This is a genomic window from Isoptericola sp. NPDC057391, assembly GCF_042668085.1.
GTDB lineage: Bacteria > Actinomycetota > Actinomycetes > Actinomycetales > Cellulomonadaceae > Isoptericola.
The window spans coordinates 1-11,640 of sequence record NZ_JBHVBO010000141.1 but is presented as its reverse complement, the minus strand read 5'-3'; the positions used below and the strand labels follow the sequence as shown (position 1 = coordinate 11,640).

The following is an 11,640-nucleotide window of genomic DNA, read 5'->3' as shown; positions in this document are numbered from 1 at the left end:
GCCACGGTCCGCCCCGTCGTCGTCCCCGGCTCGCCCGGTGCGGCTACCGCGCCCCGTCCGCCGGGGGCCAGGCGGCGGGCTCGCCCCACTTCGGCGCGCGGCCGTCGCCGCTGGACGTGTGCTTGATCCGGCGCTGCACCCAGGGCACGACGTGCGTGCGCGCCCACTGCGCGTTGGCGCGGGCCCGCTCGACGAACGCCTGCGGCGGCAGCGGGTCGAGCGCGACGGCGTAGTCGGGGTCGTCGGGCGCCTGGCCCAGGCCGACGAGCGCGGCGTCGGCGACGCGGCGGTGCCCCTCGGGGGTGAGGTGGATGCGGTCGTCGGCCCACATGCGCAGGTCGAACAGGGGGTCGAGGCCCCACAGGTCCAGCACGTGCGCTCCGTGCTTCTGCGCGATGGACCAGATGTTCGCGTTGTACTGGCCCACGCGACCGCGGGTCCAGCTCAGCCCGTTGCCCGCCTTGAACCCGGTGCCGAGCAGCACGTCCACGCCCGCGCCCCTCAGCTTCGCGACGCCCTCCTCGAGCTGCGCCGACAGGACGTCGACGTCGGCCTGGGGGCGCAGGATGTCGTTGCCGCCGCCGACGAACGACACCAGGTCCGGCTGCATCGCCAGCGCGACGTCGAGCTGCTCGGCGAGGATGTGGCGCAGCAGCCGGCCGCGGATCGCGAGGTTCGCGTACTCCAGGCCGGGTGCGCCGGCGGCGGTGCGGCGTTCCGACAGCGCGCCCGCGAGCCGGTCGGCCCAGCCGCGCTGCTTCGCGTCCGACTCCGTGCCTGCCGGGGCCGGGGTGCCGTCGTCGTACGGGTACGGGTCCCACAGGCCCTCGGTGAACGAGTCGCCGATCGCGACGTAGCGCGCCCACGGGGGTGCGGGGGTGGGGGCGGCGCCGGGGGTCGTGCCGTCAGGGGTCGGGGTGGGGGCCTGCGTGGTCACGCCCGCCATTGTGCTCCTCGCGCGGAGGGAGTGCGCCCGGGGCGACACCGTCTAGACGAGGCGCCAGTCCACCGGCATCCCGCCCTGTGCCTCGAGCAGCGCGTTGACGCGCGAGAACGGGCGCGAGCCGAAGAAGCCGCGGTACGCGGACAGCGGGCTGGGGTGCGCGCTCTCGACGGTGGGGACGTCGCCCAGCCACGGCTTGAGCGAGGCGGCGTCGCGCCCCCACAGGATCGCGACGAGCGGGCCGCCGCGCGCCACGAGCGCCTTGATCGCCGCCTCGGTGACCTGCTCCCACCCCTTGCCGCGGTGCGACGCCGGGGTGCCCGGCCGCACGGTGAGCACGCGGTTGAGCAGCATGACGCCCTGGTCGGCCCAGGGGCGCAGGTCGCCGTTGGACGGGGTGGGGACGCCGACGTCGTCCGCGAGCTCGGTGTAGATGTTCACGAGCGACTTGGGGACGGGCCGCACGTGCGGCTGCACGGAGAACGACAGCCCCATGGGGTGCCCGGGCGTGGGGTACGGGTCCTGCCCGACGACGAGCACGCGCACGTCGGCGAGCGGCCGGGAGAACGCCGCGAAGATGTTCGGGCCCTCCGGCAGGTAGGTGCGGCCGGCGGCGACCTCGGCGCGCAGGAAGTCGCCCATCGCGTGGATCTGCGGCTCGACGTCGGCGAGCGCGGCCGCCCAGTCCGGCGCCATGACCTGGTCGAGGGGCGGCCGGGTGGTCGTCGTGGCAGGGCTGCTCGTCGTCGGGGTGTCCACGCCGCGACGCTAGCGCACCCGCCCCGCGAGTTGTCAGGGCCAGGGGCACGTTGCGATGGCCCTGGCCCTGACACGTCCAGGTCGCCCGCGAGTTGTCAGGGCCAGGGGCACGAGAACCTGCGTGTTGCCCTGACAGCTCGCGGGATCGCGGCGCGCGGGGCGACGTCGTCGGGACGGGCGCGCGGACGCGCCATACTGGGACGCCATGAGCGAGATCCTGGTCCAGGAGGTCCAGCCTGACCCGGAGGCGTCGGGCACGACGGCGACCGAGTCGTCCACCGCGTCGTCCGCGGCGCCGGCGGACGGCGACCTCTCCGACCGCGACCGCGAGATCCTGGCCTTCGAGCGGCAGTGGTGGAAGTACGCCGGGGCGAAGGAGCAGGCGGTGCGCGAGCTGTTCGGGCTGTCCGCGACGCGCTACTACCAGGTGCTGAACGCCCTCATCGACTCGCCGGCGGCGCTCGAGCACGACCCGATGCTCGTCAAGCGGCTGCGGCGGATGCGGTCCACGCGCCAGCGGGCCCGGTCCGCGCGGCGCCTCTCCGACGGCCAGGGCTGACGACGCGCCCGTGACCTGGGCGGACCGGCAGGCCAGAGGCTTGCTGAGAGCGGCCTGGACGGGCGGACACCTGGAACGGCTACCCTGTCCGCCGTGAGCAAGAGCCATTACCCCTACCCGCCCGACGAGTTCGACGTCCGCGGGCCCGAGGGCACGCCGGTCGGTGTGCATCGTGAGCCGCGCAGCGGGTGGAGCTCGGTGTGGCCGTTCCTGCTGATCGTCGTCGTGTGCGGCGGCCTCGCGGTCGGCATCGTCTCCTTCCTGTCCGACGACGGCGAGCCGGCCACGCCTCCCGCGGCCGAGCAGTCCGCCGGCGCGGGCGCCGACGAGCCGGACGCCGCCGCCTCGGAGGAGCCCCCCGCGGACGACGAGGAGACCCCGGCCGACGGCGAGGAGGGCGACGACGCCTCGGAGGAGCCGACGGACGGCGAGTCGGACGCGGCCACCGAGCTGCCCGGCGACCCGGCGGCCGCGAACCTCGAGGCGTCCGTCATGGTCTACAACGCCATCACGGAGGGCAGCGCGACCGGTCAGGCCGCCGCGGGGCAGAGCGCGCTGGCGGCCGAGGGGTTCACCGACGTGGCCGCCGAGGACGCGCCGGACGAGATGAAGAGCTCCTACCAGGACACGACCGTGCTGTACGGCGCGGACCGCGCGGACACCGCCAGCGCCATCGCCGAGTCGCTCGGCGTCGACCCGGCCAACGTGCAGCAGTCCGACGACGTGACGGCCAGCGAGCAGGCCGTCTGGGTGGTCCTCAAGTCGCCGGTGGGCTGACGTCCGACGCACCGCCGGGACGTCGGCATCTCGGATGCCGACATTCCGGACATCGGTGCTTCCCTTGCCGCGATCGCCGCTACTAGGCTCCCGTTCACCGCGGGGTGCCTGCCCTGCGGCCGAGGAGCACGAGGAGAGGTACATGGCCCAGGGCACCGTCAAGTGGTTCAACGCGGAGAAGGGGTACGGGTTCATCACCCCGACCGCGGGCGGGCAGGACCTGTTCGTCCACTACAGCGCCATCCAGACCGACGGGTACCGCACCCTCGACGAGGGGCAGGGCGTCGAGTTCGAGGTCGGCCAGGGGCAGAAGGGTCCGCAGGCCGAGCAGGTCCGCCCGCTCTGACCACGTCGTCGAACCAGCCGTCGACCAGCCGTCGACCAGCGGCTCGACCGGCAGGTCGTCGCGAAGGCCGGCACCGCAGGACGCAGGGACGCGTCCGGGGGTGCCGGCCTTCGTCGTCTCCGCGCGGTCCGCTCGCGGTGCACGCCCTCGGCGAACGTCTTGCACTCGCCACCCGAGAGTGCCAATAATGGCTTAGCACTCTCGGCCTGTGAGTGACAGCCGCCTCCCGGGGCGGCGTTCTCCTGGGCCGCGGGTGAAGCATTCGGGTCGTTCGGTGAGACCCTCCGCGCGTGCGTGACCTGAACGCCGCGGGGTGGGTCGTCCGTCGCGGGCGCCGGCCGGCCATCTCAGCCACCAGCGGAGGATCAGTCCCCATGGCCAAGATCATCGCGTTCGACGAGGAAGCTCGTCGGAGCATGGAGCGCGGGCTCAACCAGCTCGCCGACACCGTGAAGGTCACGCTCGGCCCCAAGGGCCGCAACGTCGTCCTGGACAAGAAGTGGGGCGCCCCCACGATCACCAACGACGGTGTCTCCATCGCCAAGGAGATCGAGCTCGACGACCCGTACGAGAAGATCGGCGCGGAGCTCGTCAAGGAGGTCGCCAAGAAGACGGACGACGTCGCGGGTGACGGCACCACCACCGCCACCGTGCTCGCCCAGGCGCTCGTGCGCGAGGGCCTGCGCGTCGTCGCCGCCGGTGCCAACCCGATCGCCGTCAAGCGCGGCATCGAGAAGGCCGTCGAGGCCGTCACCGAGCAGCTGCTCAACGCCGCGGTCGAGATCGAGACCAAGGACCAGATTGCCGCCACGGCCGCCATCTCGGCCGGCGACGCCTCCATCGGCGAGCTCATCGCCGAAGCCCTCGACAAGGTGGGCAAGGAGGGCGTGATCACGGTCGAGGAGTCGAACACGTTCGGCCTCGAGCTCGAGCTCACCGAGGGCATGCGCTTCGACAAGGGCTTCCTCGCCCGCTACTTCGAGACGGACCCGGAGCGCCAGGAGGCCGTCCTCGAGGACCCGTACGTCCTGATCGTCGAGTCGAAGATCTCGAACGTCAAGGACATGCTGCCGGTGCTCGACCAGGTCATGAAGGCCGGTCGCTCGCTGCTCATCATCGCCGAGGACGTCGAGGGCGAGGCCCTGGCCACCCTCGTGCTGAACAAGATCCGCGGCACCTTCAAGTCCGTCGCCGTCAAGGCCCCGGGCTTCGGCGACCGCCGCAAGGCCATGCTGCAGGACATCGCGATCCTCACCGGCGGCCAGGTCATCACCGAGACGGTGGGCCTCAAGCTGGAGAACGCGACCCTCGACCTGCTGGGCCAGGCGCGCAAGGTCGTCGTGACCAAGGACGAGACCACGATCGTTGAGGGTGCGGGCGACGCCGAGCTCATCTCGGGCCGCGTCAACCAGATCCGCTCCGAGATCGAGAAGTCGGACTCGGACTACGACCGCGAGAAGCTCCAGGAGCGCCTCGCCAAGCTGGCCGGCGGCGTCGCCGTCATCAAGGCCGGCGCGGCCACCGAGGTGGAGCTCAAGGAGCGCAAGCACCGCATCGAGGACGCTGTGCGCAACGCCAAGGCCGCGGTCGAGGAGGGCATCGTCGCCGGTGGTGGCGTCGCGCTGATCCAGGCCGGTGCCGCCGCGTTCCCGAAGCTGGAGCTCGAGGGTGACGAGGCGACCGGTGCGCAGATCGTCGCCGCGTCGATCTCGGCCCCGCTCAAGCAGATCGCGATCAACGCCGGCCTCGAGGGCGGCGTCGTGGCGGAGAAGGTCAAGAACCTCCCCGCCGGCGAGGGCCTCAACGCCGCCACCGGCGCGTACGAGGACCTGCTGGCCGCGGGCGTCAACGACCCGGTCAAGGTCACGCGCTCCGCGCTGCAGAACGCCGCGTCGATCGCCGCGCTGTTCCTCACCACCGAGGCCGTCGTGGCCGACAAGCCGGAGCCGGCACCGGCCGCCCCGGGTGGCGACGGCGGCATGGGCGGCATGGACTTCTGATCCGGAGTCCTGCCAGAGCCTGACGGTTCGACGACGGGCCCTCACCCTGCGGGGTGGGGGCCCGTCGTGCGTGCGGGCGTGACGTCCGACGGTTGACATCGTCCGACGGTTGACATCGCGTCGTGGGTCGCCGGAGGATCCGGGTCGTGCACCGTGAACCCGTGGGCGCCGCATGATCGTCGCTCTGCACTCCGTCCTGCGCCCCGGCGCCGTCGACGACTACCGCGCCGAGCACGCCGCCATCCCCGATGACCTCGACGCCGCCTTCTCCCGGGTGGGCATCCGGGGGTGGACGATCTGGCGCTCCGGGGAGCGCCTCTTCCACGTCGTCGACTGCGACGACTTCGACGCCGCGATGGCGGCGCTCGACGACGACCCGGCCAACGTGGCGTGGCAGGCGTCGATCGGCCGCTGGGTCGAGGTGTTCCGCGACGCCGACGGCGCGGACGGGTTCGTCCCGCTCGAGCAGGTGTGGTCGCTCGCGGCCCAGCGCGCGGGGAGCACGCCGTGACGCCCGGGACGCGATGAGGGCGCCCCGCACGACGCGGGACGCCCTCCTCGCGGGTCAGCGCGCGACGAAGAGCCGCGTGGCCTGGGCCTCGGCGTCCGCATAGGTGCGCGACGCCGACGACAGGGCCGCCGTCACGGCGTCGAGCGCCGCCTCGACCTGGGTCTGCGTGGCCTGCCACTGGCCCATGACGCCCGCGAACTGCGTCGCCGCGCCGCCGTGCCAGCTGGACTGCAGGTCCTGCAGGTGCCGCATCATCGCCCCCACCTCGGAGCGGATCGCCGCCACGGAACCGTTCACCGCCGCGCTCGCCTGCGCGACCCGCTCGCTGTCCACCTCGTACCGCACGTGTCCTCCTTCGTCGCCGTGCCCCCTGCGGGGGTTGCGGACGACGACGCTACGGAGCGCGCGGGCCCCGCGGCCGCCGTCGTCCACAGCATGTGGACAACCCGGCGCGGCGAGCGGTCAGGAGGCCGGCTTCTCCGCGAGCAGGCGACGCTCCTTCATCAGCCGGTGCAGCTCGCCGTCGAGGTTCTGCCGCGCCGCCTCCTCCCACGCCGCGCCCATCGGGCTGAAGTACAGCGACGAGCGCTGCAGCAGCTTGGTCAGCACGCGGACCCGGGCGTCGAGGTAGTCGGGCAGCGGGATGTGCGAGTACTCCGCCCGCACGTTCGCCATGTACTCCTTGTAGCGTTGCGGCTCGGCGGCCAGCATCGCGAGGTCCGCGTCGTTGAGCACCGCGGAGTCGACATCGTCGGGCAGCGGCTTGTGCCGGTCGATCGAGTCGACCAGCCGGGCGGTGCGCTCCACCGCGGCGTCCGGCAGGCCGAGCCGGGTGAGCTGCGTGCGCGCGAGGTTCGCGCTCACCGTGGTCTGCTCGCCGCCCTGGGTCGCCTGGGCGACCTTGCGCGTCGCGTCGAACACGGCGCCGTGGTACCAGGCCGCGAGGCGCACCAGGTCGGGCTCGTGCGTCTCCTGGGACAGCTCGTCCACGCGGTGCAGGACGTCGGCCAGGTGGCGCAGGTTGTGGAAGTGGCGCTCCGGGGCGGACCACCGGTCGATGAGCTCCTCCCCGACGGAGCGGATCTCCGCGTCGTCGGCGGTGGCGCCCGCGCCGTGACAGGTGCGGACGAACGCGGAGAGGAACCACTGGGGCGCGTCGGCGCTCATGACGCCCATCGCAATCAGACCTTCGGTCGTCGGACTCGGACTGTCCTCCTCCTCGCCAGACTACGACCGCGGTGCGACATCGCATCGCGGTCAGGGGGCTGGCCACGCCTGCTGGTCAGCGTTCCGGTCGGTCGGAGGAGGACGACGCGCCATCGTAGCCGTCCGCCGACGGGAGGAGAACTCGCACGGTCAGCCCGCCGCCGGGCGTCTCGCTCACCGACACGTGGCCCTGGTGCGCGCCGACGATCGCCGCGACGATCGCCATCCCCAGGCCGGAGCCGCCGGACTCCCGGTTCCGTGACGAGTCGGCGCGGTAGAACCGCTCGAACACGCGCTTCGCCTGCTCCGGCGTGATGCCCGGGCCGTGGTCGCGCACCTCGACGACGGCGCCGCCGTCGGGCGCCCGGCCCACCGCCAGCTCGGCCGGGGATCCGGCGGGTGTGTGCCTCGCCACGTTCCCCACGAGGTTGGTCAGCACCTGGCGCAGGCGGTCGGCGTCGCCGGTCACGAGGGGGCCGGACGGCGCGGGGGATCCCGGCGCGAGCCCGGTCACCGCCACCTCGCGCGTCGGGTCCAGGGCGTGCAGGTCCTGGGCCGCGTCGCGGGCCATCGCCCCGAGGTCCACGGGCTCGCGGCGCATCGGCCGGCCCTCGTCGAGGCGCGCGAGCACCAGCAGGTCGTTGACCAGCGTGCTCATGCGGCGCGCGGAGTCCTCGATGCGCCCCATCGTGTCGTCCACCTTGGCGGGCGTGTCGAGCGCTCCCAGCCGGTACAGCTCGCCGTACCCCTTGACGGTGGCCAGCGGGGTGCGCAGCTCGTGGCTCGCGTCGGAGACGAACCGCCGCATGCGGCGCTCCGACTCCTCCTGGGCGGAGAACGCGCGCTCGATCTGGGCGAGCATCGTGTTGAGGGACGCGGACAGCGAGCCCACCTCGGTCGACGTCGGCCGCTCGGGGACGCGCTGCGACAGGTCGCCCGCGGCGATCTCCGCCGCCGTCGTCTCGATCTGGCGCAGCGGCCGCAGCGAGCGGTGCACCAGCAGGAACGAGATCGCGCCGCCGAGGATGACGATGCCGAGCGCCGAGAACAGCAGCGAGCGCGTGAGATAGGCGACCGTGTGCTGGACCTCCGCCAGGGGGAGCCCGACGTACACGGCGCCCTGGATGGTGCCGGACGACCCGTACGGCAGCGCGACGACCCGCCAGTCGCCGGGCTCGGCGCCGCCGATCGAGTGGACGGTGAACGGCTCGAGGCCGCGGTCGACGACGGCCGAGACCGGCTCGTCGGGGATGTCGGGGATGCCGTACTTCTCCTCGGTCGCCGGCCAGACCGTCGGCTCCGACGTGGCGCCGTCGACGTCACGGAGGATGACGACGTACTCGCTCGGCGCGCGCTGCGCCAGGTCGCCGGCGGAGTTGAGCGTCATGTTCGCCACGCCCTTGGCGGACTGCGTGAGCTGCTGGTCCGTCTGCGCCACGAGGTAGCCGGAGACGACGGTGCGGGTCACCACGGCCGCCAGGATCAGGCCCGCCGCCAGGACCAGGACGGTGATCGTGACCAGGCGGGTGCGCAGCGGCAACCGCTCGAGCCACGACCACGGGGCGGACCGCGCCGGGGGATCGGGCGGCGGTGTGGACCCCGACCGAGGGTCCGCGGGCAGGGCCCGCCCGTCCGCCGTCGTGCTCGGGGCGGCGACGGGCGCGCCGGGGGTGGGCGTGGTCATCGCGGCGCCTGGGGCGCCCGCAGCAGGTAGCCCACGCCGCGCTTGGTGTGGATGAGCGGCGGCAGGGTGACGTCGTCGCCGTCGGGGCCGGTGACGGAGAGGTTGTCGATCTTGCGGCGCAGGTAGGAGATGTAGGACTCGACGATGTTCGCGTCGCCGCCCCAGTCGTACTGCCACACGTGGTCGAGGATCTGCGCCTTGGAGAGCACGCGGCCGGCGTTGAGCATGAGGTAGCGCAGCAGCTTGAACTCGGTGGGGGACAGGTCGATCTCGACGCCGGCGCGGCGCACCTCGTGCGAGTCCTCGTCGAGCTCGAGGTCGCCGACGCGCAGGACGGCGTCGTCCTCGGGCTCGCCCGCGTGGGTGCGGCGGAGCACGGCGCGGATGCGGGCCACGACCTCCTCCAGGCTGAACGGCTTGGTGACGTAGTCGTCCCCGCCGACGGTGAGCCCCTGCACCTTGTCCTGCGTGTCGTCGCGGGCGGTGAGGAACAGCACGGGAGTGTGCCGGCCGGTGGAGCGCATGCGGCGGGTCACGGTGAAGCCGTCCATGTCGGGCAGCATCACGTCGAGCACGACGAGGTCGGGCTCGACGTCGCGGACGAGCTGCAGCGCCCCGTTCCCGTCACCGGCGGCGTGCACCTCGAACCCGGCGAAACGCAGGGACGTGGACAGCAGCTCGCGGATGTTGGGCTCGTCGTCCACGACGACGAGACGTGCCTCGGGTGCGCTCATGACTTCAGTGTGCGACCGGGGTCTGAGCGTTGCCTGGGAAGGGGCTCGGACGGTGCTGGTGCGCCGGGAGAGCGCGCGTGTGGGTGGCCGCGACCATGATGGCGGGGTGCGGATCACGGGGGAGCAGCGCCGGCGGCGCCTGGTCGTACGACAGCTCGCGCTCGGCGCGGACCGGCCCGGAGGGCCGGCGGCGACGACGCCGGAGGAGGTCACCCGGCGGCTGGTCGCGCTGCACGCGACGGACGCCCCGAGCGTGCACCTGGCGGTCCTGGCGCGGGTGCCGGACCTCGGGCTCGACGACGTGCGCGACGCCCTGTTCGCGCGGCGCAGCCTCGTCAAGGTGCTGGGCATGCGCCGCACGATGTTCGTCGTGCCGCGCGACGTCGTGCCGGTGGTGCACGCGGCGGTGGCGACGGACGTGGGGCGACGGCTGCGCACGCGGCTGCTCAAGGAGCTCGCGACGCTGCCCACCGACCCGGTCGTCGAGGACCCCGAGGCGCTGCTCGCGGACGCGGAAGCCCAGGTGCACGCCGCCCTCGCCGCGGGGCCGCTCGACGGCGCCGAGCTCTCCCGGGCGGCGCCGTTGCTGCGCACCGCCTTCCTGCCCACGACGGACAAGGCGTGGGACGTGCGCCGCACCATGACGTCGCCGCTGCTGTCGGTGCTCTCCGCGGAGGGCACCGTCGTGCGCGGCGAGCCGCGCGGGGCGTGGTCGTCGCCGCGGCACGTGTGGTCGCCGATGTCCGACTGGTTCCCCGACGGGATCCCGGCGATGGACGAGGAGGAGGCGCGCGTCGAGCTCGCCCGCGCGTGGCTGGAGGCGTTCGGGCCCGCCACCGTGGCGGACCTGCGGTGGTGGACCGGCTGGAACCTCGGGCAGGCGCGCCGGGCCGTCGCCGCCCTGGACGCGCGCGAGGTCGAGGTGGAGGTCGGCCCGCCGGGCGGGGAACCCGTCGTCGCCGACGGCGTCATGCTGCGCGACACCGACCTGGACGCCGACCTCGACCCCGCCCTGGACGACGTCGTCAGCGGTCACGCCGCGCTGCTGCCCACCCTGGACCCCACCACGATGGGCTGGACCGCCCGCGACTGGTACCTGGGCCCGCACCGCGAGCGGATCTTCGACAGCGCCGGTAACGCGGGCGCCACCGTGTGGTGGCAGGGGCGGATCGTCGGGCTGTGGATCGTGCGGCCCGACGGCGACGTCGCGTGGCGGCTGCTCGAGGACGTCGGGGCGGACGGGGAGGCCGCCGTCGCCGCCGAGGCGCAGCGGCTGGGCGCCGTCCTGGGTGGGAGCACGTTCACCCCCGGCTACACGACCCCGCTCTACCGGGAGCTGCTCGCCGCCGGCTGAACCACAACGGGTCAGAGGTAGCGCAGCGGGTCGAACTCGTCGAGCGGGATGATCCGCACGCGCGGCAGCGGGGCGGTGAACGCGTCGGCGTCGCCCTCGAGGTCGAACATCTGCAGCCCGCGCTCGGAGAGCTGCGCGAACTGCCCGTTGACGAACTCGCGGAACGCCAGCAGCCCCACGCGGCGCTCGTCGCCGAGCAGCGCCTCGATCTGCGGCAGGAAGTCGCCGTCGTGGCTCGCGAGCAGGACGTCGCCGTCGCGGTCGGCCAGGGCCTCCAGCGTGCGCTGGATACCGACGTCGACGACCTTCTCCGTGCCGGACGATGCCAGCGGGATCGGCTTGTAGCCCATCGCGAGCAGCGCCTGCACGAACGCCATCGGCATCTGCCCGCTGCTGGCGTTGAGGAAGAACAGCGGGACGACGTCCTGGTCCCACAGCTTCTGCGCGAACGTCGAGATGCGGTCCCAGCGGGGGCGCTCCTCGGGGTTCGGCCGCCGGTTCAGCACGTTCATGCCCAGCGTGGCGTCGATGTTCTCGCCGTCCACCAGGAGGTAGGTGCGGCGGCCCGTGGCCTCTGCGGGGGCGGGTGCGCTCGCGGGGGCCGGGGCGGAGAAGGCGGGAGACATGCCCCTCAGCGTATCGGCACCGTCCCCACAACGATTCGTGGGTGGACCACTGGGCGGGGCGATGGCCGAATGACGGCACCCCCCGACGCATCGAGCGTGCTGAAATGCTCCTCAAAAACCCCGATTTAGGAGCAATTAAGC

13 protein-coding genes are annotated in these 11,640 nt (G+C 73.2%); 6 read left to right on the top strand and 7 right to left on the bottom strand.

From position 1 onward, the window contains the following. Positions 1–43 precede the first annotated feature (43 nt). Positions 44–937: an SGNH/GDSL hydrolase family protein gene (locus ACFUVW_RS15835; RefSeq protein WP_430572284.1), complete on the bottom strand. Its 894-nt coding sequence runs from the start codon at positions 935–937 to the stop codon at positions 44–46. Between the two features lie 51 nt (positions 938–988). Next, a complete protein-coding gene (locus tag ACFUVW_RS15830) occupies positions 989–1,639 on the bottom strand; it encodes a uracil-DNA glycosylase (protein ID WP_430572285.1) in 651 nt (216 codons plus the stop codon). Positions 1,640–1,907: 268 nt separating this feature from the next. Here ACFUVW_RS15830 and ACFUVW_RS15825 point away from each other — a divergent pair, with 268 nt between their 5' ends. From ACFUVW_RS15825 to ACFUVW_RS15805, 5 genes are all read left to right on the top strand, one after another. Then, positions 1,908–2,261 carry a DUF3263 domain-containing protein gene (locus ACFUVW_RS15825; RefSeq protein ID WP_430572283.1) on the top strand — a complete coding sequence of 118 codons (354 nt, stop codon included), beginning with the start codon at positions 1,908–1,910 and terminating at the stop codon, positions 2,259–2,261. Positions 2,262–2,354: 93 nt separating this feature from the next. Next, positions 2,355–3,038, top strand: a complete 684-nt coding sequence (locus ACFUVW_RS15820; protein WP_430572282.1) for a LytR C-terminal domain-containing protein — start codon at positions 2,355–2,357, stop codon at positions 3,036–3,038. A gap of 142 nt (positions 3,039–3,180) precedes the next feature. Then, the gene (locus ACFUVW_RS15815) at positions 3,181–3,384 is read left to right on the top strand and encodes a cold-shock protein (RefSeq protein ID WP_416344544.1); all 204 of its coding nucleotides are present in this window, start codon (positions 3,181–3,183) and stop codon (positions 3,382–3,384) included. Positions 3,385–3,758: 374 nt separating this feature from the next. Further along, positions 3,759–5,384 carry a chaperonin GroEL gene (gene groL / locus ACFUVW_RS15810; protein WP_430572281.1) on the top strand — a complete coding sequence of 542 codons (1,626 nt, stop codon included), beginning with the start codon at positions 3,759–3,761 and terminating at the stop codon, positions 5,382–5,384. Positions 5,385–5,556: 172 nt separating this feature from the next. Beyond that, positions 5,557–5,895, top strand: coding sequence for an L-rhamnose mutarotase (locus ACFUVW_RS15805; protein ID WP_430572280.1), 339 nt, complete (start codon positions 5,557–5,559; stop codon positions 5,893–5,895). A gap of 54 nt (positions 5,896–5,949) precedes the next feature. On the opposite strand, the gene ACFUVW_RS15800 is transcribed toward ACFUVW_RS15805, so the two are convergent. From ACFUVW_RS15800 to ACFUVW_RS15785, 4 genes are all read right to left on the bottom strand, one after another. Beyond that, positions 5,950–6,240, bottom strand: a complete 291-nt coding sequence (locus ACFUVW_RS15800; protein WP_430572279.1) for a WXG100 family type VII secretion target — start codon at positions 6,238–6,240, stop codon at positions 5,950–5,952. A gap of 117 nt (positions 6,241–6,357) precedes the next feature. Next, entirely contained in the window at positions 6,358–7,062 is a 705-nt protein-coding gene (locus ACFUVW_RS15795; RefSeq protein ID WP_430572278.1) for a hypothetical protein, read from the bottom strand. Between the two features lie 115 nt (positions 7,063–7,177). Next, positions 7,178–8,785, bottom strand: coding sequence for an ATP-binding protein (locus tag ACFUVW_RS15790; RefSeq protein ID WP_430572277.1), 1,608 nt, complete (start codon positions 8,783–8,785; stop codon positions 7,178–7,180). Next, complete coding sequence (locus ACFUVW_RS15785; RefSeq protein WP_430548634.1) at positions 8,782–9,519, bottom strand: response regulator transcription factor; 738 nt, start codon at positions 9,517–9,519, stop codon at positions 8,782–8,784. The genes ACFUVW_RS15790 and ACFUVW_RS15785 overlap by 4 nt, the downstream gene beginning before the upstream one ends. A 106-nt stretch (positions 9,520–9,625) precedes the next feature. Between ACFUVW_RS15785 and ACFUVW_RS15780 the strand changes: the two genes are divergently transcribed. Then, a complete protein-coding gene (locus ACFUVW_RS15780) occupies positions 9,626–10,873 on the top strand; it encodes a winged helix DNA-binding domain-containing protein (protein WP_430572276.1) in 1,248 nt (415 codons plus the stop codon). A gap of 11 nt (positions 10,874–10,884) precedes the next feature. On the opposite strand, the gene ACFUVW_RS15775 is transcribed toward ACFUVW_RS15780, so the two are convergent. After that, positions 10,885–11,499, bottom strand: coding sequence for an NYN domain-containing protein (locus ACFUVW_RS15775; RefSeq protein ID WP_430572275.1), 615 nt, complete (start codon positions 11,497–11,499; stop codon positions 10,885–10,887). Positions 11,500–11,640: the final 141 nt, after the last annotated feature.